Raw genomic sequence first — 26,716 nt, 5'->3', positions numbered from 1 at the left:
GAAGGACAGCCATGACGCCCTCACCGTGGCTCCAGTTCAACATCGAGCTACCCGATCCGAAGCGGGCCGAAGACATCGCCGTCGCACACCTGGCCCCCCTCCTCACTGAGGCAGAAGCCGGCGGCCTCATCACCGCCTGGTTCTTCATCCGCAAGACGCCCCAATGGCGGCTGCGCTACCTCCCCGCGGAGGAGGCCACGGCAGCGCGGGCGCACCTGCGCGATCGCCTCGACAGGCTCACACGCGGCAAGCACATCAGGCACGCGGTCGAGGTGGTGTACGAGCCCGAAACCCGCGCCTTCGGCGGCGCCCAGGCCATGACAGTGGCGCACCGACTGTGGCACGCCGACAGCCGACACGTACTCGACTACCTCGCCGCCACCGCACCGGACCCCACGACCCGACGCCGGCGAGAACTCCCGATCTTGCTCACCAGCACTCTGCTGCGCGCGGCCGGCCTGGACTGGTACGAGCAAGGCGACGTCTGGGCCAAGGTCGCCCACCACCGAGCCCCGCCCGACGACCTCGGCCCGAACGCCACCACTGCCCTCCAGGCGGCGCTCCGCCGACTGATGAGCATCGACCTCGCCCGCCTCACGAACCCGGGGGCACCACATGCTGCGGCTACCGACTGGGCAGCGCCATTCGCCGCCACTGGCCACGATCTGGCTCACCTCGCCGCAACCGGCGACCTACACCGAGGGCTCCGCGACGTCCTGGCACACCACGTCATCTTCGCGATGAACAGACTCGGTCTACCCGCCACCACCCAAGCCGTCCTCGCCACCAACGCCGCCACCGTCATCTTCGGCCCCGACCCCACCCGGCCCGCGACGCGCACCGACGGCCGACACACCACAGCAGCACCGGCAGCCGCCACCAGCCCGGGAACCGGTAGCTGATGGACGCCACCGCACCGCAAGCCCGCCGATTCCCCCTCGTCGCCCGTCCCCGGCCCGCCTGCACACCCCTCACCCAGCGCGTGGCCGACCTCCGTCGCCGCGCCGCTGCCGCAGCCCACGAAAACGATCCCGCCGCGGCGACCGCCGTGTTCAACCTCGCGGCGCTGCTGGCATCCGACTGCGGACGACCCGACCTGGCCCACCAATGGTCAACGCGGCTCGCCCGCGCCGCGCTCACCCACCCACCACAGGACTTCCAAGCGGCGAGCCACAGCCTCGAACCCATCATCAACCTCGCCCGGCTCCGCACCCGCGCCGGAGACGGCATCGGAGCCTGGGCGATCCTCGAGGAGCTCTACCGGGCGGTCACCTCCCGCACCGACACCACCGTCGCGGGCATCACCGTCCCCGCCTCACGCCTCGCCGCGGACCCCACCGAGCACCGCGAGCTCCGCCGATGGCTGTGGGCAGTCCTGCTCTCCAGTGGCGCGCACGCCCTGGCCGTCACCGGTCGATGGGACGACGCCTACCGCCGGCTCGACCAGCATCACGGCATCGGCCGACGCATGCTCGACGGCCGGCAGATCGCCGTCATCGCCCACACAACCGCCGGCAGACATGGCCAAGCATCGACCCTGCTACGCGACACCGAGCCCGGCGAACCGTGGGAACGAGCAGTCACCGCGTGCCTGACGCTGCTCTGCCAGCGGACCACCACCAGCATCGAGCGCAACCACGCCGTACACGCCTACCAGGCGCTGAGCCCGGCCGAGGCAGGCCTCGCCGTGTTCCACACCCGTCTCGGTCTCTCCCTCGTCGACGCGCTCGGCGGTATCCACCAGCCGGCAGCACACCCCATCGCCACCGGCCTGATCGAACGGGCCACCGGGGATGGATACGCAGCCCGGGACCTCCTCGCCCATGCCGGCTGCCGCAGCATCCTCACTCCGCGACAGGTCGAACAGTTCACCGACTGCGTCAGTACCTGCGGGCTCGACGCGGGTGTCGTAACGGACCCCTTGCTGGCCGAACTCGCTGGTGCGCTCGAAATCGCCGCACGCCTCCTCGGCAGAACGCCCACCGCCAGCGCAGCCCCGCGAGCACCACAACCCGACGGTTGAGGGCCGGGTGCCTTCCGCCGCCGGCAAGCCACTCGTTTTGTCGCATGCGCCCGATATTGTCGCCGCGCATCCGCACCGACGCCCACCCACGGAGGTCAGATCATGGCTGGTTCCGCGCTCGACACCATTCCAGCCGATGAGGCTCGCGCCCGACTCGTCAACCAGCTACTCGCCGACGGCAGCATCACCTCACCATCGGTGGAGATGGCGTTTCGCCGGGTGCCGCGGCATCTGTTCGCGCCCGACGGCGTCAGCATCGACGCCGCGTACGCCGACGACGTGGTAATCACCAAACGCGGAACGGACGGGCGCGCGACGAGTTCAATCTCCGCGCCGTGGCTGCAAGCCACGATGCTGCAAGCCGCCCGCCTTCGCCCCGGCGCGCGAGTGCTGGAGATCGGCTCCGGCGGCTACAACGCCGCGCTGATCGCCGAGGTCGTCGGCCCGCACGGCGCGGTCACCAGCATCGACATCGACCCCGACGTCGTCGCCCACGCCCGAGCCGCGCTCGACACCGCCGGGTACCCGCATGTCCAGGTCGTAACGGCGGACGCGGAAACCGGCTGGCCCGCCTCCGCGCCATACGACGCGATCATCGTCACCGTCGAAGCCAGCGACATCCCACCCGCCTGGACCGACCAACTCGCCCCCGACGGCATCCTCGTCGTGCCACTCCGGATGCGCGGCAACACCCGAGGCCTCACCCTCACCCGAGAAGGCGACCACCTCATCGCCATCAGCGCGATCGTTTGCGGTTTCGTACCCATGCAAGGCGCCAGCGCCAACCCGGTCACCCGGCGGGCCCTGCGCGGCGACGACGTGACCCTGCGCATCGACGACCCCGACACCCAGGCCCTGAATCTCGACGCCCTGACCGCCGCACTGAACGGACCCCGGGTCGACGCCTGGTCGCCGGTCACCACCCCACCCGCGACACCGTTCGACTCCCTGCACCTGTGGCTGGCCAGCCAACCCCACCCCTACGGCCAGCTCGCCGTCGACCGCCACCGCGCAGCGGACATGGACCCGCAGAACTGGGTCGCCTGCCCCGCCCTTCTCACTCAGGACAGCATCGCCTACCTCGCCACCCGCAAACTCGACGACACCACCTGGCAGTTCGGCGCTCACGGCTACGGCCCCCAAGCCGCCCCACTTGCCCAGCACATTCTTGACCTCATCGCCGTATGGGACCGCCGCTACCGCAACGAGCCCGGCCCACACATCGCCGTCTACCCCAGCAGGGCTACCCTCCCGCCCACCAAGCAGCCGCGCCTGCTCGTCCCCCGCTGCCACACCATCACCGCAATCACCTGGACCACCTCCGGAGGACCCGCATGACAGGCGAAGACCCTGTCCTCGTGATCGTGCGCGGAAACTCGGGAAGCGGGAAGACGACCGCCGCCCGGGAGGTTCGCCGCCGCTATGGGCGTGGGGTGGCCCTGCTGGAGCAGGACCATCTGCGCCGCGTCGTCCTGCGCGAACACGACAGCGCTCACATCGACCCGGTCGCGCCGGCGTTCATCACCGCGATGGCCCGCACCGCTCTCGACCTGGGCTACCACGTCATCCTGGAAGGCATCCTGCACGCCGAGCGGTACGCCGAGGCGCTGTGCCAGCTCATCAACAACCACCCGGGACCGGTGGCCGTCTTCTATATGGACGTGTCTTTCGACGAGACCGTTCGCCGCCATCTCAGCCGGTCCGAGCCCATCCCGGTTACGGCCGACGAGATGCGCCAGTGGTACGCCCACCGCGACCTGCTCGACATCCCCGGCGAAACGGTTATCCCCGAGACGACCACCTTCGAGCAGATGGTTACGACGATCCTGCACGCCAGCGGCCTCGCCGGCACAACACCGCAAACGCCCTGCCCGCGGCGCTGCCGGCACTGCGCCCGCGAATCCGCCCAGCCGTCGCCCACCGTCGCAGCGGCTCCTTGATGCAGCGTGCGGTCCCCGGCCCGGCCGGGGAGCCATCAGAAGACTCGCCAGGCACCACGACGCGCGGATCCTTCCGACCCGAGGGGCGACGACACCGGCAGGGCGGAGACGGTCACCTACGCCCGCAGCGCCGGCGTGCCCGAGGCACTACTGGGCGGGCTCCGCTGACCGTCCCCGGCCGGCGTCCCCACCTCGCCGCCTGCTGTCGGTGTGGGGCAAAGCGCTACGCCGAGGACCGCCTGGGCAGACGAGAAGAGCGGCCCCTCCCGTCCAGGAAGGGGCCAGTGTCGGATCTGTGTGGCTTGGCTGGTGGTGGGTTAGGCGGCTTTGCGGTGCTTGCGGGGGACGAGTTTGGTGGTGGCTTCGGCGGTGGTGCGCTTGAGTTCCTGCAGGACGGAGGTGTAGGTGTCGGCGGTGAGTTTGTAGGAGGCGTGGCCGAGGGTGTCTTGGATTTCCTTGATGCTGGCGCCGGCGGCGAGCATGAGGGTGGCGGCGGTGTGCCGCAGGTCGTGGAACCGGACGGGGGGTAGGCCGCTGGCGGTGACGAGGCGGTCGAAGCGGGCGGTGATGAGTTCGGGGTGCCAGGGGCGGCCGTCGCGGCGGACGAAGAAGGTGCTGCTGTGGTGCCACTTGTGGCCGGCGGCGAGTTTCCATGCGGCGCGTCGGGCGAGGTAGGCGCGCAGCACATCGACGGTGTCGTCGGCCAGGGGCACGATGCGGTCGCCGGCGGCGGACTTCACCTCTTTCTCGATGACCTGGTAGCCGACGCTGGTGCGTTGGTCGGTGATGGTGATCTCGCCGGTGGTCAGGTCGATGTCGTAGTCGTGCAGTCCGGCGAGTTCGCCGCGTCGGGGTCCGCGGTGCACGGCGAGGTCGAACAGCGCGGACAGTTCCGGGTCGTGTGCCTCGACGTAGTCGAGGAACTCGCCGACCTGGGCGGGGGTCCACACCATGACGGGGCTGGGGCGTCGTCCGGTGTGCCGCCAGCGTCTGACGGCGGAGGCGGTCCAGAGGCGCGGCTTCGGTGGGGTGCCGGAGCGCAGGTCAACGGCCTCGGCGGGGTTGTGGTCGGCGAGTTGGTGGTGGTAGAGGCGGCGGGCGTCGTTGAGGGCTTTGCGCAGGGTGGCCCGGATGCGGTGCATGCTGGCAGGGCTCACGGTGCGCACACCCTTGACCGTGTCGCGGACCGCGCGGTCGGTGCTGGCGCGGAGGGTGAGGATCTCGGCGTTGCGGGCCTCGATCGCGGCGAACACGGTCTGGATGTGCCCGGCGGTGAGGGCGTGCAGGGGCACGTGTCCGATCTGCGGCTTCCAGTACTTGGTGATGTGGTCGCGGTAGCTGCGCAGGGTGGCCGGCGCGAGTCCGGTGCGGTTGTTGATCCAGGTGTCGAGGTAGGCGCCGAGGGTCAACGCGCTGTCCCTGGTGGGCACGCCGGTGTGGATGCGGCGGGCGACGAGGTCTTTCTGGGGCAGGGGTTCGCCGGGCTTGAGGTGGTGCAGCAGGTCGCCGATGTGCTGGCGCAGCACCTTGTCGGTGCCGGCGAGGTCGAGCAGCCCGCGGGCGTGGTCGCGTTCGTTGGCTGCCTGCTCGCGGGTGTCGAAGCCGGCGCGGCGGAGCTGCCGGCGGGAGCCGGTGGCGTTGGTGGGGAGTTCGAGTTGGTAGGCCCAGCTGCCGTGGTGGGGGTTCCAGCCGTTGCCGCGGCGCAGCTTGGGGCACTTCGCGCCGAGGCGCTTGCCGTTGCGGCGGCAGCTGCACTGTTTGGTGATCGATCCGTCGGCCATCAGAGATGCCTCTCTTTCACGCCGATGCCGTTTGCGGCGGCATCGGATTGTCGGGTGTCGCTGGTGGTTGATCGACGCTCGTCACGGCCACACGATCAAGTCTTCGGCGGTGGCCGGCTGGGGTCGGTGGCGGTGAGGACGGCGATGATCGCGGTCACGGACACGCGGTAGCGGGAACCGACCTTGATCACCGGCACGGGCAGAGTCCCGTCGCGGGCCATCTGGTAGGCGCTGCTGCGGGACAGGCCGAAGATCTGCCCGGCGGTGGCGACGTCGGTGACCGTGCCGAGCGCGCGGACACGCTCGAGGGTCCACGGACTCTGATCGGGGGGTGGTGGCTGGGCGGACGGCTGGCGCGATGACATGAGGTGCTCCTTCAAGGGGATAGGCAATGCGGTGTGCGGGCGGGGAAACGGGACCCCTGGTGGAGTCAGCTGGGCCTGTCGGTCTGGGGTGGGCGCCCGTGCTGGGCAGACGCCCAGCCCAGGCCGGGACGGGTGTGTCGGGTCAGTGGCATGGCTGCCAGCGCAGCCGGGCGATGTGGTCGGCGCGGGGCAGGGCGGGTCGGGACCAGCCGGGCATGGGTGGGCGGGCGGCGACGACGCGCCACCCGGCGGCACGGAGGCTGTCGTCGGTCATGACGGCACCTGCCATCGGTGCGGGCACAGCAGCAGCCGCAGCGCGGCTGCCGCCTGCTGCGGGACGACGCCGTTGCCGAGGACCCGCAGCGCGAGGGTGCGGGGCAGCCCGAGCGCGGGGTCGGTGACGTGGCCGGCGTCGAGGCCCATCAGCCATTCCACGAACGGTGGGGCCAGCACGGGCTTGCCGTGCTGGCCCGGCTGTGTGGGCTCCGGTGCGGGCCGGCCGAGCAGCAGTTCCCACCGGGCGACGGCGGCGGCGTAGCCGCCCCACCGGTCCTCGTCGAGGTGGCCGAGGCGGGCGACGGTGGTGCGCAGGTCCGCGCCGCCATCGCCGTGGTGTCCGGGGCCGCGTCCGTCGGACGCGCGTGGGGTGGGCAGGGTGCGGGCGGGTACCCGCACTGCGGCGGAGGGGAGGGTGAGGTCGCCGTGGGAGCCGCGCTGGCCGGGGCAGCCTTTCGCCCCGTCGGTGGCCCTCGGGGTGGGCAGCAGCACCTGCGACAGCGGGGGCCGGAAGCCTGCACCCGCCTTGCGCCCCGGGGTGCCGGTGTCGCTGGCGCGTGGGGTGGGCAGCAGCCGGGTGGCGTCGGTCAAGGTGCGCCCCTGGTGATCGGTCGGGGTGGCGCGGCTAGCGGTGGCGTTGGCCGAGGAACGGCTGTCTGCCGATGTCGGGGTGGGTAGCAGCGCCTGGGGGTCCTCGGGTTTGCCGCCGGGATGCGGTTGGTATCCGCGGACTGCGGATTCCAGGGCGGGTCTCCAGGTGTCCCGGTTGCTGCCGCTCATGTAGCCGGTGCCGCCCCCGGCGGTCGGGGTGGACAGGAGCGATCCGGCGATGCCCGCCAGGCTCGGCCGGCGGGCCGTTCCCGCGGATGGGGATGTGTTCGACCCGTGTGGCGCCGCGGTGGGGGTGCGTAGGAGGCCGTGGGTGGAGCCGGACGGTTCGATCAGGTCGGGCAGCCCGTACTGGTGGCCGGGGCCTTTGCCGTCACGGGCGCACGGTGTCGGCAACGTCCGCACCCCCTCCCAGCCGGTCGGCGGGTGTGGCGAGCAGGAACAGCCGGTCGCGACGGTGAGCGGCGCCGATGTCGGATGCGCGTAGGCACGTCCAGCTCGTGTCGTACCCGATCGCGGCCAGGTCGGCTTCGACGACGTCGAAGCCGCGGCGGAGGAGCGCGGCGACGTTTTCCACGAACACGAGCGGCGGTCGAAGCGCGCGAACGGCGTCGGCGACAGCGTTCCACAGGCTGGAGTGCGCTCCGGTGATGCCGGCGCGTTTGCCGGCGTTGCTGATGTCCTGGCAGGGGAACCCGGCGGTGAGGATGTCGACCGGCGTGACGGTGCTCCAGTCGACGGCGCGGATGTCACCGAGGTTCGGGATGCCGGGCCAGTGGTGGGCGCACACGGCGCTGGCGTGGCGGTCGGTTTCGGCGTACCAGGTGAGCTGGCCGCCGAGCACCAGCTCGACGGCCATGTCGAGGCCGCCGTAGCCGGTGCACAGGGATCGTGCGCCGTGAGGCGCTTCGTTGTATCCCCACCACAGGTGGGAGGAACTTGAAGGGAGGTTCCTGGGTCGCCTGACTGACCTGGACGCGAAAGCGCGAGGGGACAACAGCATGTCAGGTAAGCGGTGGCCGCTCGGAGGCGTCCTGGGCGGGGTGCCGTGAGACCCGCGCGATATGGCCAAGGCTGGATTGCTTGAAGCCCAATCCCCAGGTGGCGAATCTGCACACCCGCCGGAAAGGACGTCTGTAACCGGTGCCACGGTCTGCTCTGCCCACGGGTCGTCAGCGGAGCAACCTTCGGTCCGTGGACCATCTCCCAGCGAGGGAGGGCAAGGGGATGAGTGGGCGGCCTACGTCGTGCTCGACACGTACAGCGAAGACGTACCACGGGATCACCTACCGGGCGCGAGCCCCATGGTGACGGAGTGCCCGTAGTAGTCGCAGGAGTAGCGCCCTGCCAGGGCGGCCGGGAAAGCCGGTCACAGGGCGAAGGGGCACAGGTGAACTCGACGCTTGGCGATGGGAGGCATGCGAAATGCAGAGCGCTACAACGGTGCTGAGCGTCATCCGGGAACGCGGCAGGCGAGGCCTGCCGTTGGAAAGGCTGTACCGCCAGTTGTTCAACCGGCAGTTGTTCCTCATGGCCTACGGGCGCATCTACGCCAACGCTGGCGCGATGACGCCCGGGGCCGGTGGGGAGACCGTGGACGGCATGTCCCTGGCGAAGATCGACGCGATCATCCGGGCGTTACGCGCGGAGACGTACCGATGGACGCCCGTGCGGCGGGTCTACATCGAGAAGAAGGGATCACGCAAGAAGCGCCCGCTGGGCCTGCCGACCTGGTCGGACAAGCTGGTCGCCGAGGTAGTGCGCTTGCTGCTTGAGGCGTACTACGACGTGCAGTTCTCCGACCACTCACACGGTTTCCGGCCTCGGCGGGGCTCCCACACCGCCCTGCGCGAGGTCGAACGCCGCTGGCAGGGCACGCACTGGTTCATCGAGGGAGACATCTCGGACTGCTTCGGCAGCCTCGACCACGAGATCATGCTCACGGTCCTCGGAGAGAAGATCCACGATGGGCGGTGGCTCAACCTGATCAACCGGATGCTCAAGGCGGGGTATCTGGAGGACTGGCGGTGGAACGCCACGCTCAGCGGCGCGCCGCAGGGTGGAGTGGCCTCCCCGATCCTGTCCAACATTTACCTCGACCGGTTCGACCGGTTCGTTGAACAACACCTGATGCCGGATTACAACCGAGGTGACCGGCGTCGGTGGAACCCGCCGTACTCCAGGCTCGACGGGTTGATGAAGCGGGCACGCAAGCGCGGAGACCGGGCTGCGGTGAAGCAACTGCGCAAGCAGAAACGCGGTCTGCCGTGCTTCGATCCCGCCGACCCGACCTATCGACGTCTGCGGTACGTGCGCTACGCCGACGACTGGCTGCTCGGGTTCGCCGGACCCAAGCGAGAAGCCGAAGAGATCAAGGCCCGGATCGCGACGTTTCTGCGCGAACAGCTCAAGCTGGAGCTGTCGGAGTCCAAGACTCTGATCACGCACGCCGGCAGCCAGCCGGCGCGCTTCCTCGGCTACCACCTGAAGGTTCAGTACTGCGACACGAAAATCACCGGCGGGCTGCGCAGCATCAACGGCACCGTCGGCCTGTTCGTGCCGCGCGACGTGATCCAGCATCACTGCGCGACGTACCTCAAGGGCGGGAAGCCGGTACACCGGCCCATGCTGCTCCACGACAGCGACTACTCGATCGTGGCGCGGTACCAGGCGCAGTACCGAGGACTCGTCCAGTACTACCTCCTCGCCCAAGACGTGTTCCGGTTCAACCGGCTGAACTGGGTGATGGGGTACTCGCTACTGGCCACCCTGGCCTGCAAGCACAAGTCCTCCGCAGCGAAGATGGCCCGCAAGCTCAAGGCGACCGTCGACACTCCCAGCGGACCCAGGGCCTGCTTCGAGGTCAAGGTGCAGCGAGAACAAGGGAAACAGCCGCTGGTCGCCCGCTTCGGCGGGATACCACTCAAGCGGCAACGCGACGCGCAGCTGACCGACCGGACGCCGACCATCAGCTACACCAGCACCAACGAGCTGCTGCGTCGGCTACTGGCCGAGGAATGCGAGCTATGCGGATCAAGGACCAACATCGAGGTCCACCACATCCGCAAGCTCGCCGACCTCAACAGGCCCGGACGGTCACCCGCGACCCCGTGGATCAAAGCCATGGCGAGCCGCCGCCGCAAGACCCTCGTGGTCTGCCAAGGCTGTCACCAGGACATCCACGCCGGCCGCGCCCCAGCCTCCACCCGGAGATGAGTTTGCTGGAGAGCGGTGTGCTGGGAAACTAGCCCGCACCGTTCGGGAAGGGGCCGTCGGAAAAGGGTCCACACCACGGACACCTCGCCGGCGGCCTACTTCACCGATCCGGGGCGGAAGGTGCTGCTCAATCACGCCACCTCCCGCCCCGGCGCCGCTACCGCGTCGAGTGCCGCCTCGGCGGGCGGGTCGGCGTGGGGGCAGGTCCATGGCCCGCACCCCGGCGTGTCCGCCGGCTCCTGTGCGCGGGGGCGGAGGGTGACCCGGTTGAGGGGAATCCGTTGGCGGTGGAGGAAGAACTGCCCGCGCAGAGGCCGCCCGGCGGCGTTGGCCCGCGCCGATCCGTGGCGGATAGCCGCGTCGAACGCCACCGCTTCCGCCCACCCGGCGGGGTCTTCGCGGCGCAGCCGCACCCACTCGGCATCTGTCCGGTAGGGACACCCGACGCACGCGCTGCGTGGGGTGTCCGCCAGGTCGTGTTCGGTGAGGTAAGCCAGGCAGTCCTCGCGCCGCCAACCCAGGTCGAGCAACGGGAAGGTGTTGCGTATGTAGGCGACGTCGGCGTCGCGGGCCCGGCCGATCTCGTCGAGGCTGATCCCGATCGCCATCTCGGCGACCACACCCGCCGGAATGCGGGCGGGGTGCGGGTAGCCGAGTCGACGCCGCACCTCCGCCTTGATGGGTTTGATCTTGTACTCGGAGGTGCACTGGCGGCGAGCCATCCCGCGCTCGCCGCCGGGCCCGAGCGTGAAGAGTGGCATGCTGGCGAACCGGTGGGCCGGGTCGAGGGCGTCGTGGCGGATGTTGCCCGCTGACACCCGCACGACCGGGATCCCGGCCGGGGCGGCGAGTTGTTCCAGGCGTCGCAGGTGGGTGTAGACCGGGGCGGGCTCCCATCCCGTGTCGGCGAAGATCGCCGCGTCGAAGGTGGGGATCTCCCCGCGCGCGGCGAGCAGCAGGACGGTGGAGCTCTGGACGCCGGCGCCGAGGCTCAGGTAGCGGCGGGTGGGTATGCTCACGCGGCCACCCCGCCCCCGGTGGCGTCCTTCAGGATTCCTGAACTCGGGTCCTCGCCGTCGGGGCGGCGGAAGATCAGCACGTCCTCGTGCGTGATCAGGTGCAGGGGTGTGCCGGCCGTGCGAGCCTTGCGCACGGCCTGGAGTTGGAAGAACGACGGCCGGGCGACGAGCTGCCCGTCGCGGACCGCGGCGAGGAGCGCGACGCACCGCTCGGTCGGCACCAGGCCGGCGCGGACGCCGGCGGCGATCACCGCGGACGGCAGGTCGACCAGTTGGCCGTTCTTGCGCCACGGCCGGGCGGTCACCACCACGGTGCCGCCGGGCCGCAGCAGCATCGCGCAGCCGCGCAGGATCTGCTCGAACCCGTCGGCCAGGCCGGTCAGATCCCGGTAGGCGAGGTTCCCGCGGTCGGTGCCGTCGTTGTAGGCGTTGTCGAACTTCTCGACCCCGTCGGCTCCGGGTCGCACCAGGCCGTGGACCGTGGGCCCGTACGGCGGTGAGGTCACGACCAGGGCGACCTGCCCGGTCAGTGCCGCGGGCAGCAGGGCGGCCAGGCGGGTGGCGTCGCCGCGAACCACCGACGCCCGCCCGGTGGCGCCTTGGGCGTGGGCGTGGGTGATGTTGGCGTCGGCGATGTTCGACCAGCGGGGCTCGTACTCGACACCGATGGCGTCGCGGCCGGCGTGGATGGCCTCGACGAGGGTGGTGCCGATCCCGCACATCGGGTCCAGGACGAGGTCGCCGGGCTGGGTGTAGGCGTGCACGGCGTGGGCGGCGATCGCCGGGAGCATCCGGGCGGGGTGCTTGACCGACTCCGGCACGTACCGGCCGCGTCTCTGCACCGGCCCGGTCTTCTGCGCGGTCGTCCACACCGACAGGCCGTCAGGCTCCGCGGCGTGCCGTTCGGTGGTGTCCCGGTGTCGGCCGTCGTAGGCGCGGTGCCGGCCGTGGTAGGTGTCCTCGCCCGGCTGGTTCGCTTCCGCGGGGGGCGGGGTGTGCTCAGCCACGGCGCTCACCCCCGTCCCGGCGCCCGTCGCTAGGCGCGACGACGGGCGAGAAGACGAGCAGGTCGGCGTGGACCGGCATGTGCGCCACCGCCCACCGCGGGTCGCTCTGGTGGGTGAGGGTGAGCAGTTCCTCGTCGGTGACGTGGTAGACGAACGCGTCGCCTTCTGCGTCGGCGGCGACGGCGACGATGTGCTGCAGGTAGCCCAGGCCCACCGACGCGGCGGCGGTGGCCACCGGGGTGAAGTCCTCGGGTCCGCCAGCGGCGGTGGGGACGGTGACGACGAGGACGAGGCAGCCGCCGGGGCGCAGCAGCCGCGCGCACGCGGTCAGCAGCCATGCCAGCCGGATCCGGTTGGTGGCGTCGGCGGGGTCGAGGGGCCAGCAGGCCACGACCAGGCTCGTCGCCCCCGCGAAGGACGTGTGGCCGGGCGGGGTGTTGGGCGGTTCGGTGGGCAGGTCGGGGTCGGTGAGGTCGTCACCGAACCAGGCGCTCATGTCTGGCACGTCCTCGCCGTCGTCGCCGAGGGCAGCGGGGTCCGGGCGGGTCGGCCGGGTGGGCGGTCCGATGATCAGGCTGGACGCGTCGGTGAACCATGCCGGGTGGTGCCGCCGGCCGCCCGCCGCGCTGACGGCGCCAAGGGCGTGGTCGGCGGTGACGTCGACAACGACCTCGCCGGGACGGGTGTAGGCGGCGACGAGCCGGTAGGCCAGCCGGGCGCTGATGCTGTGGCCGGCGTCGGCCGGGCCGTGGGCGGTGCGCCACACCGTGACCGGCACCGGCGGGTCGCCGGCGACCAGGTCGATCAGGGTCGGGTCGACCTCGAGCGGGTCGACGGAGTGGACAGGGTCGTTGTGGTGCTGCGGCGTGTGCTCGCTCATGTGATGTCGGCTCCGCGCCGCGCATGCAGTGCGCTGACACCCTTAAACCCGCGTTTGTGTGCTCTGGCGAACGCCTGCCTCACTCACACCGGGTCACAGCCACTCACAGGGCGTGGGGCGCGCCTGTGTCCTTTCTCAGTTGACCTGCTCTTTTCTCACTTGAGGTGATCCGGCTGCCTGTGAGCGGGTGACCGCCAGGCGGTTTCTGACAGGGCTGAGGCTCGTTTGTCAGGTTCGTGAGCGCTGCTTCGGGTTCCGTCGCCGCTGTCGACGTCGTCGACGCGGACGAGTTCATGATCGGGTTCGTTGGCGTGGACGGTCGGATGCGCTGTGAGCCGCTGGCTCGGTGTGGCGGGGTGCGGTTTGAGGACGTCGCGCCGGCGCGGGCGTTTCCGATGTTCAAGGGTCAGCGGAACTTCCCGGGCCGCTGGTGGTCGTCGACGGTGGGCCGGCATGTGGGCTTCGAGTCGTGGCTGGAGCGGGATCAGGTGATGCTGCTGGACTTCGATCCGGCGGTGGTGGGGATCGCGTCGCAGCCGTTCTGGCTGTCCTGGCCTGTGGCGGGCGGGGTGCGCCGGCATCTGCCGGACTACTTCGTCCGCGTCGAGGACGGCACCGGGCTGGTGATCGATGTGCGCCCCGATGAGCGGGTCAAGGCCGGTGATGCGGAGGCGTTCGCGGTGACGGCTGCGGCGTGTCAGACCGTCGGGTGGCGGTTTCGTCGTGTCGGTGTCGTGGGGGCGGTGTTCGCGGCGAACGTGCGCTGGTTGTCGCGGTATCGGCATCCGCGTTGCGGCCGGCGGGAGGATGTCGCGGCCCGGTTGTTGGAGGTGTTCGCGCAGCCGGCGCCGTTGTTTGAGGGCGCCGAGCGGGCCGGGGATCGGCTGCTGGTGCTGCCGGTGCTGTTTCACCTGCTCTGGCGGCAGGTGCTGGCGGCGGATCTGGTCGGTGCGCTGCTGGGCCCGGCGACGGTGGTGCGCGTGTCGAGGCCGGCGTGGTGAGTGGGCGGCGGTTGCCCCGGCTGCGTCCGGGGGATCGGGTGCGGGCCGCCGGGATCGTTCGGACGGTGGTGGGTTGGTCCGGGACGCTGGTGCTGCTGACCGACGAGGCCGGCCAGACCGAGGGAATCCGGTTGGCGCACCTGCTGTCGGAGGCGGACTTCGCGGTGCTCGGGCAGCGCAGCGTCGCCGCTGCGGTGGGGTCGGCGGCGGTGCTGGACCGTCTTCCCGACGACGTGGCCGAGCAGGCGTTGTGGTGGGAGCGGCAGGTGTTGGAGGTCATCCACGGCCTGGCGCCGGACGCGCCGGCCGGCGCGGTGGCCCGGCCTGGCTTCGACCCGGCGGTCACGACGGTGACCAGCCGGGAGAAGGTCAAGGCTGCGGAACTGCGGGCGGCCGGATACGCGGTGACGGTGGCGACGCTGAAGCGTCAGCGGCAGCGTTACGAGGCCGGCGGGGTCGCGGCGCTGGTCAATCAGCGGCTGTTGCGGCAGCCGTCGCGGTTCGGCCGGATCGACACGCGGGTGGTGGAGGCGGTGCAGGCGGCGGTCGCCGAGGCCACCGACGACTCGACTCGCACCGGCGGTTACGTGTTGTGGCGGGCGCGGCAGATCCTTGATGAGCGGCACCACGGCCTGGTGGCGATGCCGTCGCAGGCGACGTTGTATCGGCTGCTGGACAAGCTGACCGTCGGCCTGCACACGACGGGATCGGCCCGCACTCGCCGCTCGGTGGCGGCGGCCCCACCGGCGCCGTTCTCTCGGCCTCGGGTGTTCGCCCCGGGTGAGCTGATGGAGATGGACTCCACACCGCTGGACGTGCTGGTCCTGCTCGACGACGGCACGCCGGGGCGGGTGGAGCTGACCGGGGTGATCGACGTGGCCACCAGGACGGTGACCGCGGCGGTGCTGCGCCCAAGCACGAAGTCGGTCGACGCCAGCATCCTGCTGGCCCGGACCCTGACACCGGAGCCGATGCGGCCGGGCTGGACGCAGGCTTTGGCGATGTCCCGGTCGGTGTTGCCGCACCGGCGGCTGGCCGGCATCGACGAGCGGCTCGAACACGCAGCCGCCCGGCCGGTTATCGTTCCGGAGACGATCGTGGTCGACCAGGGCAGCGTGTTCCTGTCGCGCAACTTCCGCTCGTCCTGCGCGTTCCTGGGGATCAACTTCCAGCCCACCCACCCCGGCTCCCCGGCGGAGAAACCGCACGTCGAGAAGCTGATGTCGGCGGTCGGAACCCTGTTCGCCCAATTCGTGTCCGGCTACGCCGGCTCCAACACCGAACGCCGGGGCCGGCGGCTGGAGGCCAAGGCACTGTGGTCGATGCTGGAACTGCAGAACCTGCTCGACGAGTGGATCGTCGCCGCCTGGCAGAACCGCCCCCACGACGGCCTACGCGACCCGGCCGCTCCGGGACGCACGTTCACCCCGAACGAGAAGTACGCGACGCTGGTCGAGTCGACCGGCTACCTGCCAGTCGCGTTGTCCGGCGACGACTACATCGCGTTGCTGCCGACCTGCTGGAAAGCGATCAACGCCTACGGCATCAAGCACCGGCACCGCACCTACGACGCCGAACAACTCAACCCGATGCGTCGGCAGCCGTCGGGAAACGCGGCCCACAAGAACCTGTGGCAGGTCCACCACGACCCCTACGACGTGTCCCGGATCTGGATACGCGACCCAGACACCGGCGACTGGATCACCGTGTTCTGGACGCACCTGCACCGCGACGGACTGCCGTTCGGGGAACTGGCCTGGGACCACGTCCGCGCGAAGCTGCCCGACGCCACGGAAGCCGAGATCGCCGAGGCGGTGCAAGCGCTGCTACGACGCGCCAACCGCGGCCCCGACCCGACGCCTTCGGCGTCCAAGCGGGACCAGCGGGTCCGCGCCCGCACCCGCTCCACCGCCCAGCCGGCCTGGCCACGCCCCGAACCCCCAGCCACGCCGGAGCCCGAAACCGGCCCCACCCACACCGGCGCACCCGACAGCGACGACACCGGCGAAGCACTGGCCGAGGTCATCCCGCTGGGCGTGTTCGACCCCTACCTGGAGGCAACAAAACGATGGTGACCGCGGCCCCCGCCCCCGCCGCCCAGCCGACACCACACGACAGCACCGACGCCGAACATCTGCAGCTGACGACGCTGCAGGGATGGCGACGGTTCGTGCAGACCGCCCCGCAGGTCCCCGACCTGCTCGACCACGGCCGACTGGCCACGCTCACCGCCAGCCAGCGGCTGGCCTACGACGAAGCCCGCCTCACCCACCACGCCCAACTGGTGGTGATCGCCACCGCCACCATCCGCCGCGTGACCCTCGAGGGCCGCCGGCTGACCTACCTCAACCGCCACGCGCAGACCGGACGCTGCGGGCTGATCGTCTCCGGCCCCGCCCGCACCGGCAAGACCACCGCGATCATCCAGATGGCCAAGACCCTCGAGGTCATCCACCGGCAGCGCCACCCCTACAACGGCGGCGACATCCCGGTCGTCTACATCACCGCCCCACCCGCCGCCACCGGCCGGATGATCGCCGTCGAGTTCGCCCGGTTCCTCGGCATCCCGCTACTGCGCAAACCCAACATCACCGAGGTCATGGAAGCCGTCTGCGGCGTCTGCCTCGACGCCCGCACCAACCTCATCGTCGTCGACGAAATCCACAACATCAGCCTGACCACCCGCAACGGCGCCGAAGTGTCCGACACCCTCAAGTACTTCGCCGAACGCATCCCCGCCACATTCGTCTACGCCGGCATCAACGTCGAACGCAACGGCCTGCTCTCCGGCACCCGAGGCGAACAGATCGCCGGCCGGTTCGGCATGGTCCCCACCGGCCCGTTCCCCCTCGGACCCGACTGGACAGCCCTGGTCAGCGCCGTCGAGACCAGCCTGCGCCTGCACCACCACACCCCCGGCACCCTGGCCCACCTCGACCGCTACCTGCACCAACGCACCGCCGGCATGATCGGCAGCCTCCTACGCCTGATCCGCAGCGCCGCCATCCAAGCCGTCATCGACACCACCGAAGCCATCACCCGCGACAGCCTCGACACCATCGCCGTCGACATCGCCGCCGAGGCCAACCGCAGGACACGACGATGACCAGCCCCGACACCAGCGACGTCCTCGCCGACCGGCCCCAACCACTGCCGGTCATACCCCGCCCGCGCCGCGACGAGACCCTCGGCTCCTACGTCCGACGTCTCGCCCTCGCCAACCACCTGCGACCCAGCTACCTACGCCAATACCTCTGCGCCCCGCCCGCCTACCAAGGGTCGGTACGCGCCGCACGCCTGGCCGTGCTCACCAACCGCACCGTCGACGCCCTGACCCGCCACTTCACCACCCTGCAAACCACAGCCCGACCCCACCGCCTACACCCCGAACCCAACACGCCCACACCGCAAGAACCCGAGCCCGACGAACCTCCGCGCCGACCGCGCAGCATCGCCAACCTGGTCAAAAAACGCGGCCAGAAAGCCGCCCGCGAACTCCTCGACGCCATCCGCCAGGAAGCGAAGATCAACCCGTCCCTACGCTCCATCACCCGCAAGTTCAGAGTCCACGCCGACACCGTCCTCCTCGCCCTCACCACCGACCCGAACCCGCCGACGTTCAGGCGCACACCACCCCGACGGAACCGCATCTTCGACCCCTACGCCCACATCATCGACGACCTCCTCGCCCAAGACCCGGCCATCTCCCGGTGGGCAATCTGGGAACACCTCGTCGACGAACACGGCGCCGAACTCTCCTACGGCTCCGTCCGCGACTACATCATCGGCAAGATCCGCGACCAAACCGTTCCACGGAGCAGATCAACTGAGAAAACCAGCCCGAAACGCCACAGCCGAGCAGGTCAACTGAGAAAACCCGACCACCCGCATTCTCAATCGAACTGATCCGCCCAGCTCAGCGCGTTCCGCCCGGAGCAACTTCATTGAGAACGGACAGCCTGTTCGTTCTCAGGCGATCTGCCCCGTTCCCAATGCTTCTGTTCCAAACCGCGCCGGCCTTCTCACCGCTCGCCTCGCCTTACGGGGCTGGATTGCATGAACGCGGCCACAGCGCTGCTCAACGGGATCTCACCGGACGCCGCGCTACCTCGACGTCATCGACGAATGGCTATGACAAAGTGTCACGCGGCGCGGTGCGGCATCGGCATCCGCGTAGCTGTCATGGCCGCCGTGTCCAGTGGCGCGTGACCGAGCCGGACATGTGCGTCGGTGTCCTTGGCGTTTTCCCTGGGACGCTGGGGCGATGCCCGGCGGAGTGCAGCCGGCGGAAGTGCGCGTCAGCGGCATGGCATGGGTGCTGTGTCGGTGACCGGGCCAGTGTCAAATGCCTGATCAATGGCCCTGTCGGACAAAATGTCAACGACGGACGCCGATGTTATGGCGGGGCTCGTCCACGGCGGCGTGACCTGCGTGGGTGATGCCAACCTTTAGGTCACCGGCCCGATCCGGCGCGCCGGCATGGCCGGCGCCGCTTTGCCACTACACACGTGTCCATCGACGGTGTTCGTTGACATGTGTCGCGCTGACATGGCGCGCCTCGGCCCCCGTCCGGACGCCGACCAACCTCTGTCATCGCTCGGCTGTCACGCGCCGGATGGCATGTCCACGTCACTGACAGCGGCGACCGCTTCCATCGCGTCGACATGCGCAGTTGCTCGGTGCGCGTCGCCGCCAGGTCTTCACCAGCTCGGCGGATGCCGGACATCCTGTCCTCTAGGTGGCGTGGCTCTGCGACCTCGCCGCGCCGTGAGCGTCCGGAGGCGGCAACACCTGGCCGGGCGGTGGACCGCGTCAGCAGAGGGCGCATCCGGCCCGGGAAGGCACCGCGCCGGACACCAGACGGGTCGCTGTGAGCGGCTGTGAGTCGTTGTGAGCGACCCTGAGGTACGCCAGCCGGTGTGGGCAGTGGCGGAGCGGGCCGCGTGTCGCGTCGTTGTTGGGCGGCATGGCGGGGGCATCGCTGGCACTCACAGGCCTGCTCAAGGGCCCTGCCGGGCACCTGGCGCCACCAGTGCCGGCCGGATGGCCCGGTTCGCTGCACTGAGTGCCCCACAGGGGGGTCGTGCGGCCCTGACCTGCGGTGTGAGCGTGTGTGAGTCGGCCATGGCGTGATCGGTGTCTTCGAGCGTGGCCCAGATGTGACGGCTACGCCGCATCGTCTCTGACCTTGGAGTGGCAACGATGACTGCCTCGAACACCCAGTGGCCGGATTCTCCGCTGGAGGCCGCGGACGTGGCCTTCGCCCTGCTGACCAGCGACCCCGAGCCCCTGTCGATTGACTGCGACGCGTTCAGTCCGGACGTCGGACTGCCGGCGGAGGTGATGACGCTGCCGGCGGTGCGGGACTGGCTGCTGGCGCACCCGCGTGCCTTCCTGGCGCGCGACGCGGTGTGGGCGGAGGTCATCCGCCGCGCACGGCTGGACGGGCCGCAGTGGGTTATCGGCGCGGTCGGCATGGCCATGCCGGCGCTGCGCCGCTATGCCCGCCAACTGCGTGCCGGCTACCGTGGCGACCCCGACGACATCGAGGCGGAGATCCTTGCCGGGTTCCTCGCGGCGCTGCGCGACCACGTGGACCTTGCCCAACCCGCCCCGTACGCGGCGTTGTGCCGTGCCGGGTGGCGCGCTGGCCACAAGGTGCGTCAGCAGGCCGGGGAGTTCACTCCGGTGGAGGACGTGGAGCACGCCACGGGGCCGCGTACCCCACGGGTGCCGTACGGGCATCCGGACGTGCTGGTCAGGCGGGCCGTTCGGTTGGGGATCCTCGACGAATGCGATGAGCAGCCCTACATCGACGTGCGGCTGGGCCGGCGGGCGATCGAGCCCATCGCTGCCCGGTTGGGCCTGACCACCGACGCGCTGCGGATGCGGTTGGGTCGCATCGACACCCGCATCGCCGAAGCCCTCGCGAGCGGACTGCTGACCGGAGTCGCGTCCCCTCAGGCCGCGAAGGAGCTGACGGCGCGGGCCGAGCGGCGGGCCGCCTTGCGCGCCGCCAGCCGACAACTCGCCCGCAGCGGCACGCCACAGGCGGCAGCCGCGTAGTAGACGACAACCGATACACGTGGCGCCCCTACCCCGCCCGGTAGGGGCGCCGCGCCGTGTCCTGCCATCGAGCACGCAACCCAAGGGGCGTCAGGCTCGCGGCTTACAGCTCGGCCGTCGCTGCCACTGGGGCCGTGGTGTGAGCGGTTGTGAGTCGCTGAGAGCGACTGTGAGTACGGCAGGCGTTCGCCAGGGCACACAAACGACGGTTTAAGGGTGCGGGCCTTCCCGCCCGCCCCATGGCGGGCCGCAGGGGTTCCGCCCGCCGCCAGAAGACCGGGCACGCACCAGACACAGCCCGTGCCGGACGTCTCCGGGTGCCGCGCAGCTCGGTGCGCTGACACCTCATCGAACGCCGCTACCCGACAAGGGAGGACGTGCTCCTCCCGGGGACGGCTCGTGCTCGTGGCGCTGTCCGCGCCCGCCCTCTGGCGGTGGTTCACGCACCCTGTCCGCCCGCAACCGCCCCGCCACGCGCTCTTACGGCCGCCGGGGCCGGAGGTGACCACCCTGATGTTCCGCATCCCGGCACGTCTTCGTGCCCTCACCCGCTCCCGCACCATCTACCGGGTCGCTGCGGTGATGGCCGCCGTGATCCTGCTGCTGTCCGCACCCGCCGCCGCGCACGCCGCCCCCAGCGGGCAAGTGGTCCTAGCGGCGAACTCCCTGCCGGTCGTCATCGGCAACCTGCAGACCTGGCTGATGGGTTTCCTCGCCGCCGTCGCGACCCTGTTTCTCATCCTCGCCGGCGTCTACTGGGCCACCGCCGGTGGTGACCCGGCGCAGGTCGACCGGGCCAAGGGCGCGTTGAAGAACGCGCTCATCGGCTACGCCCTCGCCGTGCTCGCGCCGGTCCTGCTGCAGGTCGTGCAGGGAATCGTCGGGGGCTGATCATGGGCTGGCTGCTCGACCAGATCCTGGACTGGCTGGCGACGGCGATCCTGGCGACCCTGGACGCGCTGTTCGGGGTGATCGGCAGCGCCTTGCTGATCACCCCGAACGTCACGAGCCTGCCGCAGGTGCAGGCCCTGACCGGCCGTTCCGTGCTCGTCGTGGACACCGTCTTCGTTCTGGCCTTCGTGGCCGCCGGCGTGCTCACCATGACCGCCGGCGGCAGCGAGACCACCCGCTACACCATCAAAGACCTGATCCCGAGGTTGATCGTCGGGTTCGTCGCCGCGCACTTCTCGCAGCTGTGGTGCGGCATGCTCATCGACCTCGCCAACGCCCTGACCGGAGCGCTCACCACCCCGGAAGGGGACAGCGACGGCGCGCTGCGGGCGATCAAGACCCACGTCGCCGCCGGACAGGACAAGATCGCCGGGCTGCTGTTCGTGATCTGCGCGGCGATCATCGCCGTGCTGCTCGCCAGCACCACGTTCAGCGTGATCGTCCGCTTCGCGGTTGTCCTCGTCCTGACCGCCTTCGCGCCGCTGGCCCTGGCCTGTCACGCGCTGCCGCACACCGATCCGGTCGCCCGGCTGTGGTGGAAGTCGTACATCGGCGTCCTGGCCGTGCCCGTGGTGCAGGGCTTCACCCTCTACGCGGGGCAGTGGATGCTCACCGACCCACAGCACCTGCTGCCGGTGCTCGGCCTGCCGGTCGAGCCCGGCGGTGTGCTCAACCTGTTCGTCGTCATGGTCATGCTCTGGACCACGCTGCGGGTCCCCGCCCTGATGCGCCGCTACGTCGCCGCCGGAGGCAGCGGCGGCCGCGGGGTGAACATGCTCGGCGCCGCCGTGCGGGTCATCGTCGTGCAGCAGGTCACCCGCTCCATCCCCGGTCTCGGCCGCGGACTGAGGGCGGTGGGCCGATGAGCACCCATGCCGACCGGTCCGACGCGGCCCGGGCGCGGATGCCGACGGGCGCTTCATACTGCCTCTCCTGCGGATGGTGTTGGGGTTCGCGTGGCTGACCGTCGCGTTGGCGATGTCGGCAAGTGTCCAACGAGTGAGTGGGGTTGACCGCGCCTGGTAATGTTCGGGGGTCGTTGCGTTGGCGGGGTCTGCGCTGTCAGGGTGGTGTGCGGGGCGTGGGCGGGAGTGTTCACGCCCCGCACGGCGGGCATCCTCGGCGAGGAGACCGTCCTGCCGTCGGCGGGTACGCCATCGCGGGGAGCGGCGGGTGGCCAGGCAGACGGGTCAGGTTCAGCGGGTGTACGGGAAGGGCAATCTGCTGCTGGGTTGCCGAGGCCGGGTGGTTGGTCTGCGTGGTTGGTGGTCAGGGGCGTCGGCGGGTCAGTTTCCACGCGGTTTCGGTCACGGCGGCTACGGCGAGGCCGTAGGCGAGGTGGGCGACGAATCCGCGCAGGTGGGCGGTCAGGGGGTAGGCCCGGTTGGGGGCGGAGAATCGTAGCGCTGGGGTGAGGCCTTCGTCGACGATGAGGGACATGGCCGCGCCGGAGGCCAGACCGGCCAGCACCGGGTTGAGGCCGGTGGTGCGGCGTAGCACCGAGTAGATCGGCGCCCAGCTGATCGCCAGGCCGTAGTGGATGGCCATCCCCGCCCGCTGCCGTGCCGTGCCGCGTAGGTCGACGCCGAGCAGGCGCAGGGTCTTGGCGGCGGCGATCTCGTAGGGCAGGCCGGGGCGGGCGGTGTCTTCCCGCTTGCGGTCGGCGTCGGATTCGAGCTGGTAGAGCTTCATGCTGATCGGGTCCATCACTTTGGTTGCCGCGTAGCCGGCTGCCGGGGCGACGGCCAGGTCCTTGATCGTCTCGGTGAGCCTCATCGTGCGGTCTCCTTCGGTGGTGGGCGCGGTGCCGCTGGTATGTGACTACCCGGGGATGTCGTGAGCGTGCAGGAGTGCGCCGAATTCGGCAGTGCCGCTGTCCCAGGGGGCGGTCAGGAGGCGCAGCAGGACAGCTTCGCCACGTCGCGGGTGAAGGTTTGGGCGGCGAGTTTCAGACTTTCGGCCATGGTCAGGTAGGGGCACCAGGTGTCGGCCATCTGCGCCACGGTCATGCCGGCTTGCACCGCGTAGACCGCGGCGGCGATGACGTCGCCGGCGTTGTCTGCTAGGACGTGCACTCCCCGGATGCGGCCGCTGCCGCGCTCGGCGACGATCTTGATGAGGCCGCGGGTGTCGCGGTTGACGATCGCTCGTGGCACGTAGTCCAGGGGTAGGACGCGGCATTCGCAGTCCAGGCCCTGCTCGGCGGCTTGGGCGTCGGTGAGCCCGACTGAGGCGATCGCTGGGGTGGTGAAGGTGACCCGCGGCAGGTGGGTGTAGTCCATGCTGCGGCTGGCGTCGTCGAAGGCGTTGTCCACGATCAGGGCGCCGTGTGCGCCCGCCACGTACACGAACTGCGGATGCCCCGTGACGTCGCCGGCGGCCCAGATCCGCCGGTTGCTGGTGCGTAGGTGCTCGTCGACGATGATCTCGCCCCGCCGGCCGACCGTGACCCCCACCTGGTCGAGGTTCAGGCCCCGGGTGAGGGGGCGGCGGCCGGTGGCGACCAGCAGCTGCTCGGCGGCCAACTCCAGGGTGCCGGTACTGGTGGTGAGGGTGAGTGAGTAGCCGGCGGCCTTGCGGGCGACGGCGGTGACGGTGGCGCCGGTGTGCACGGTGATGTCCTCGTCGGCGAACACGCCCTCGATGGCCGTCGAGATCTCCGGTTCCTCGAACGGCGCGAGCCGGTCCACGGTCTCCACCACGGTGACCCGTGTGCCCAGGCGGGCGAACAGTTGTGCTTGTTCCAGGCCGATCGCGTTGCCGCCGATGACGATCATCGACTCGGGAAGCCGGTCGAGGTCCATCGCCGTGGTGGAGGTCAGGTAGCCGGCGTCGGCGAGCCCGGCGATCGGCGGCGTCCACGGCGCCGATCCGGTGGCCACCACGTAGTGCGTGGCCTCGATCGTGCGGGTGCCCCCGTCGGCCTGTTCCACCGTCAGGCGCGGCTGGTCAGGGTCGCCGGTGAAGCGGGCCGTGCCGGGCAGGATCTGCCAGCCGTACTCGGCGGCCAGGTCCACGTACTTGTCCGCGCGCATCGTCTCGACCATGGCGCGTTTGCCGTCGATCAGCGCCGCGAAGTCCACCACCGGTTCCGTCGGCCGCAGACCGGGGAACCGGCCGGCGGCGAGCGCGGTGTGCCGGGCGTCGGCCGCGGCCAGCAGCGCCTTCGACGGCACACAGCCGGTGTTCACGCACGTGCCGCCGACGGTGCCCTTCTCGACCATCACCACCGACAGGTCGCGTCGTCGGGCCGCGATGGCCGCCGCGAACGCCCCACCACCGGAACCCACGATCGCCAGGTCGTACGCCATGGCCCTGTCCTCCACCCTGCTCAGCCGAGCCCTGTTACCCGGATGGGAAGATGCTACGCTCTCATCTTGATATCCGGATGAATAGGGGTTTGTTTGGTGGGTCAAGAGTCACGCGATCGGATCATCCTGCTGCCCGACGAGGCAGGCGGGGTGGAGATGGTCGCCAAGTTCTTCCGCGCCCTGGGTGACCCGACCCGGCTGCGGCTGCTGGAGTTCCTGCTCCACGACGAGCACACCGTCGGCGAGTGCGTCGCGCACGTCGGCCTGGCCCAGGGCCGGGTCTCCACCCACCTGGCCTGCCTGGCCGACTGCGGCTACGTCACCGCCCGCCGCGACGGCCGGCGCACCTTCTACACCGCCACCGACCCCCGGGTCGCCGACCTGATCCTGCAGGCCCGCTCGCTGGCGGCCGACAACGCCGCCGCCCTGGCCGCCTGCATACGCATCACCCCCAGCCCCGAAGACGGCGCCCGATGACGATACGCAACCGGCCCTCCGCCGCCCCGACGGCCGCAGCCGCTGGCGGCGTGGCCGCCATGGCCGCCTGCTGCACCACCCACCTACTCATCCTCACCGGAGTCCTCGGCGGGATCGGCGGGTTCATCCAGGGCGGTGTCGCCCTCGGCGCCGGTGCCGCAGTCGCCGCCGCAGTGGCCATTGAGCGTGTCGAAGATCGCTTCGATCCACTGGCGCACGTGTAGCAGGCGCTGTTCGGTGGGACTCACGGCGGGGGTCGGATGTCCTTGCGGGCGGGGCGGACCAGGTGGGCATTGAGGTCGTCGAGGAACGCCTCGAACGCCTGACCGGCGAAGCCCCGGTCGGCCAGGATCACCTGGCCGGACTGGACGAGGTGGTGATCGACTTCCAGCAGGGCCCTGGTCACCTCGCGTTCGTCGAGTTTCGGGTGGCCAGGCACCAGCTCACCGGCATGCCCTCGACGGTCGTGACCAGATACAGGTGCATGCCCCAGAAGTAGCGGGAGTGGGAGGCGCAGTAGCCGTAGCCGGCGTCGCCTGCCAGGTCGCAACGTTTGGCGGTCTCGCGGGAGGCTCCGCAGGGCACGGGCGTGGAGTCGATCAGTCGCAGGGCCGGTACCCCGGTCGGGGTGTTGGCGGCCAGGTGCCGGATCACTGTGGCGCCCAAAAGTTCGCGTGTCGGCTTCACTGTGAACCACCCGTACTCGTGCGGGTGGACGCACATCGGGTCGGCGCGCTAACGAGTGAATCACCACAGTTGCGGGGACGGGACCGTTAGCGAGACAGCCCCGGGCATACGCACGGGTGTTGTTGACGGGGCTGAGGCTCGATTCGTGTCGTGTGGGTTCGGCGTTCGTCCGGGTGGTGGCTCGTGTCGCGCCTACGATGGGGGCATGCCGCCCTCGAGACGGGAGCTCACGCGGGAGCGGGAGACGTTTTTCCGGTCTCTGTCGTCTCGGGCGGGGCGTGCGCTTCCCTGCTGGGCCGCCGGCGTGGTGTTGATCAAGGTGGAGGAGGGTGACGGCGGGGAGTTCTGGCGGGTGGCGATGCGTGACCAGGCTGTCGTCGTGGACAGGGGCAGCGAGCCGGCCGATGCCACGGTGGTGCTGTCGGCTGGCCTGTTCCACGACTTGATCACGGGTGGTGATCAGTTGATCGCCGCGTTGCTGCGTAACGAGGCGACGGTGATGGGGGAAGTCGCGCTGTTGTTGGTGTTGAGGCGGTTCTTTCCCTCCGCGCCAGGGTCGGGTGACCCGAGGGACGTGGTCGGTGGCAGCCGTTGGCGGGAGCGGATGGACGAGACCATCGCCCGCAGCACACCAGCGGAGCGGGCATGAAGCCGTTGGTCAACATTCTTGACGGCAACACGTTTCTGGTCAGCGACCGGCAGGGGGATGTGGATCCCTCGCCGGCCTTTCCCACGGGCTTGTTCTCCTACGACACCCGCTTCTTGTCCACCTGGCAGTTGACCATCAACGGTGGCCGGCTCACCGCATTGTCAGTGGATGACCTGCAGTACTACGAGAGCCGGTTCTTCCTCGTGCCCGGTGAGCCGACCCACTACGTGGACACCGACATCTCCGTGATCCGTCACCGCACGATCGGCGGGAGCTTCGATGAGGATCTCGCGGTGCTCAACGAGGGCAACGAGCCGGCGGAACTGGTGGTCAGGGTCGAGATGGGCGCGGATTTCGCGGACTTGTTCGAGATCAAGAACCCGACCCGCAAGGTCGCGCCGGTCACCGTCACCGTCCGCGACGGCCTGCTGTGTTTCACCTACCGTCGGGGCAGCTTC

25 protein-coding genes and 1 pseudogene are annotated in these 26,716 nt (G+C 70.2%); 15 read left to right on the top strand and 11 right to left on the bottom strand.

Going from position 1 to position 26,716, the window contains the following annotated elements; genetic code table 11:
* The first annotated feature begins 11 nt into the window (after positions 1-11).
* The 4 genes from ACGFI9_RS35795 to ACGFI9_RS35780 all read left to right on the top strand — a co-directional run bounded on the left by ACGFI9_RS35795 (position 12) and on the right by ACGFI9_RS35780 (position 3,963).
* Complete coding sequence (locus ACGFI9_RS35795) at positions 12-902, top strand: thiopeptide-type bacteriocin biosynthesis protein (protein ID WP_393185289.1); 891 nt, start codon at positions 12-14, stop codon at positions 900-902.
* Positions 902-2,023 (top strand): hypothetical protein, encoded by a 1,122-nt coding sequence (locus ACGFI9_RS35790; RefSeq protein ID WP_393185288.1) that lies wholly within the window; start codon positions 902-904, stop codon positions 2,021-2,023. Before ACGFI9_RS35795 ends, ACGFI9_RS35790 begins: the two co-directional genes overlap by 1 nt.
* Positions 2,024-2,125: 102 nt before the next feature.
* Positions 2,126-3,361 (top strand): methyltransferase, FxLD system, encoded by a 1,236-nt coding sequence (gene fxlM / locus ACGFI9_RS35785; protein WP_393185286.1) that lies wholly within the window; start codon positions 2,126-2,128, stop codon positions 3,359-3,361.
* Positions 3,358-3,963, top strand: a complete 606-nt coding sequence (locus ACGFI9_RS35780; protein ID WP_393185284.1) for an AAA family ATPase — start codon at positions 3,358-3,360, stop codon at positions 3,961-3,963. Before fxlM ends, ACGFI9_RS35780 begins: the two co-directional genes overlap by 4 nt.
* A 317-nt stretch (positions 3,964-4,280) precedes the next feature.
* On the opposite strand, the gene ACGFI9_RS35775 is transcribed toward ACGFI9_RS35780, so the two are convergent.
* The 5 genes from ACGFI9_RS35775 to ACGFI9_RS35755 form a co-directional block, all read right to left on the bottom strand.
* Positions 4,281-5,744, bottom strand: coding sequence for a tyrosine-type recombinase/integrase (locus ACGFI9_RS35775; RefSeq protein WP_393185282.1), 1,464 nt, complete (start codon positions 5,742-5,744; stop codon positions 4,281-4,283).
* A 95-nt stretch (positions 5,745-5,839) separates the two neighbouring features.
* Positions 5,840-6,109 (bottom strand): helix-turn-helix domain-containing protein, encoded by a 270-nt coding sequence (locus ACGFI9_RS35770; RefSeq protein WP_393185280.1) that lies wholly within the window; start codon positions 6,107-6,109, stop codon positions 5,840-5,842.
* Between the two features lie 142 nt (positions 6,110-6,251).
* Complete coding sequence (locus ACGFI9_RS35765; RefSeq protein ID WP_393185278.1) at positions 6,252-6,383, bottom strand: hypothetical protein; 132 nt, start codon at positions 6,381-6,383, stop codon at positions 6,252-6,254.
* Positions 6,380-6,976: a hypothetical protein gene (locus ACGFI9_RS35760; protein WP_393185276.1), complete on the bottom strand. Its 597-nt coding sequence runs from the start codon at positions 6,974-6,976 to the stop codon at positions 6,380-6,382. The genes ACGFI9_RS35765 and ACGFI9_RS35760 overlap by 4 nt, the downstream gene beginning before the upstream one ends.
* A 391-nt stretch (positions 6,977-7,367) precedes the next feature.
* Positions 7,368-7,880: a DNA cytosine methyltransferase gene (locus ACGFI9_RS35755; protein ID WP_393185359.1), complete on the bottom strand. Its 513-nt coding sequence runs from the start codon at positions 7,878-7,880 to the stop codon at positions 7,368-7,370.
* A 557-nt stretch (positions 7,881-8,437) separates the two neighbouring features.
* Here ACGFI9_RS35755 and ACGFI9_RS35750 point away from each other — a divergent pair.
* A complete protein-coding gene (locus ACGFI9_RS35750; protein ID WP_393185275.1) occupies positions 8,438-10,210 on the top strand; it encodes a reverse transcriptase domain-containing protein in 1,773 nt (590 codons plus the stop codon).
* A gap of 131 nt (positions 10,211-10,341) precedes the next feature.
* On the opposite strand, the gene ACGFI9_RS35745 is transcribed toward ACGFI9_RS35750, so the two are convergent.
* Genes ACGFI9_RS35745 through ACGFI9_RS35735 form a run of 3 tightly spaced genes read right to left on the bottom strand, consistent with a single transcriptional unit; the run spans position 10,342 to position 13,116 of the window.
* The gene (locus tag ACGFI9_RS35745; RefSeq protein ID WP_393185273.1) at positions 10,342-11,229 is read right to left on the bottom strand and encodes a hypothetical protein; all 888 of its coding nucleotides are present in this window, start codon (positions 11,227-11,229) and stop codon (positions 10,342-10,344) included.
* Positions 11,226-12,245, bottom strand: a complete 1,020-nt coding sequence (locus ACGFI9_RS35740) for a TRM11 family SAM-dependent methyltransferase (protein ID WP_393185271.1) — start codon at positions 12,243-12,245, stop codon at positions 11,226-11,228. The genes ACGFI9_RS35745 and ACGFI9_RS35740 overlap by 4 nt, the downstream gene beginning before the upstream one ends.
* The gene (locus tag ACGFI9_RS35735; protein ID WP_393185270.1) at positions 12,229-13,116 is read right to left on the bottom strand and encodes a hypothetical protein; all 888 of its coding nucleotides are present in this window, start codon (positions 13,114-13,116) and stop codon (positions 12,229-12,231) included. Before ACGFI9_RS35735 ends, ACGFI9_RS35740 begins: the two co-directional genes overlap by 17 nt.
* 236 nt (positions 13,117-13,352) lie before the next feature.
* On the opposite strand from ACGFI9_RS35735, the gene ACGFI9_RS35730 reads away from it, so the two are divergent.
* The 7 genes from ACGFI9_RS35730 to ACGFI9_RS35700 all read left to right on the top strand — a co-directional run bounded on the left by ACGFI9_RS35730 (position 13,353) and on the right by ACGFI9_RS35700 (position 22,000).
* A complete protein-coding gene (locus ACGFI9_RS35730) occupies positions 13,353-14,117 on the top strand; it encodes a TnsA-like heteromeric transposase endonuclease subunit (protein ID WP_393185268.1) in 765 nt (254 codons plus the stop codon).
* Positions 14,118-14,182: 65 nt separating this feature from the next.
* A complete protein-coding gene (locus ACGFI9_RS35725; protein WP_393185266.1) occupies positions 14,183-16,192 on the top strand; it encodes an integrase in 2,010 nt (669 codons plus the stop codon).
* Entirely contained in the window at positions 16,186-17,223 is a 1,038-nt protein-coding gene (locus tag ACGFI9_RS35720; RefSeq protein WP_393185264.1) for a TniB family NTP-binding protein, read from the top strand. The genes ACGFI9_RS35725 and ACGFI9_RS35720 overlap by 7 nt, the downstream gene beginning before the upstream one ends.
* Positions 17,220-18,023, top strand: coding sequence for a TniQ family protein (locus ACGFI9_RS35715; protein WP_393185262.1), 804 nt, complete (start codon positions 17,220-17,222; stop codon positions 18,021-18,023). Before ACGFI9_RS35720 ends, ACGFI9_RS35715 begins: the two co-directional genes overlap by 4 nt.
* 1,296 nt (positions 18,024-19,319) lie before the next feature.
* Positions 19,320-20,183, top strand: coding sequence for a hypothetical protein (locus tag ACGFI9_RS35710; protein ID WP_393185260.1), 864 nt, complete (start codon positions 19,320-19,322; stop codon positions 20,181-20,183).
* 513 nt (positions 20,184-20,696) lie between these two features.
* Complete coding sequence (locus tag ACGFI9_RS35705; protein WP_393185358.1) at positions 20,697-21,074, top strand: pilin; 378 nt, start codon at positions 20,697-20,699, stop codon at positions 21,072-21,074.
* 2 nt (positions 21,075-21,076) lie between these two features.
* Positions 21,077-22,000 (top strand): conjugal transfer protein TrbL family protein, encoded by a 924-nt coding sequence (locus tag ACGFI9_RS35700; protein WP_393185258.1) that lies wholly within the window; start codon positions 21,077-21,079, stop codon positions 21,998-22,000.
* Between the two features lie 403 nt (positions 22,001-22,403).
* On the opposite strand, the gene ACGFI9_RS35695 is transcribed toward ACGFI9_RS35700, so the two are convergent.
* Complete coding sequence (locus tag ACGFI9_RS35695) at positions 22,404-22,910, bottom strand: DUF1440 domain-containing protein (protein WP_393185256.1); 507 nt, start codon at positions 22,908-22,910, stop codon at positions 22,404-22,406.
* A gap of 113 nt (positions 22,911-23,023) precedes the next feature.
* Positions 23,024-24,445 carry a mercury(II) reductase gene (merA, locus tag ACGFI9_RS35690; RefSeq protein ID WP_393185254.1) on the bottom strand — a complete coding sequence of 474 codons (1,422 nt, stop codon included), beginning with the start codon at positions 24,443-24,445 and terminating at the stop codon, positions 23,024-23,026.
* 96 nt (positions 24,446-24,541) lie between these two features.
* Here merA and ACGFI9_RS35685 point away from each other — a divergent pair, with 96 nt between their 5' ends.
* Positions 24,542-24,922 (top strand): ArsR/SmtB family transcription factor, encoded by a 381-nt coding sequence (locus ACGFI9_RS35685; protein ID WP_393185252.1) that lies wholly within the window; start codon positions 24,542-24,544, stop codon positions 24,920-24,922.
* A 167-nt stretch (positions 24,923-25,089) separates the two neighbouring features.
* Here the strand turns inward: ACGFI9_RS35685 and ACGFI9_RS35680 are convergent.
* Positions 25,090-25,582, bottom strand: a pseudogene (locus ACGFI9_RS35680) (transposase); the annotation flags it as partial.
* Between the two features lie 331 nt (positions 25,583-25,913).
* Here ACGFI9_RS35680 and ACGFI9_RS35675 point away from each other — a divergent pair.
* Together ACGFI9_RS35675 and ACGFI9_RS35670 are read left to right on the top strand one after the other, a co-directional pair.
* Positions 25,914-26,258: a sterol-binding protein gene (locus ACGFI9_RS35675; protein ID WP_393185250.1), complete on the top strand. Its 345-nt coding sequence runs from the start codon at positions 25,914-25,916 to the stop codon at positions 26,256-26,258.
* Positions 26,255-26,716, top strand: a 462-nt coding sequence (locus ACGFI9_RS35670) for a glycogen debranching N-terminal domain-containing protein (protein WP_393185248.1), incomplete at its 3' end; no start/stop codon positions are given. The genes ACGFI9_RS35675 and ACGFI9_RS35670, both read left to right, overlap by 4 nt.

This window comes from Micromonospora sp. NPDC048930 (assembly GCF_043197935.1).
Lineage (GTDB): Bacteria > Actinomycetota > Actinomycetes > Mycobacteriales > Micromonosporaceae > Micromonospora.
The sequence above is the reverse complement of the archived record's forward strand: the minus strand, read 5'-3'. Positions and strand labels throughout refer to the sequence as shown.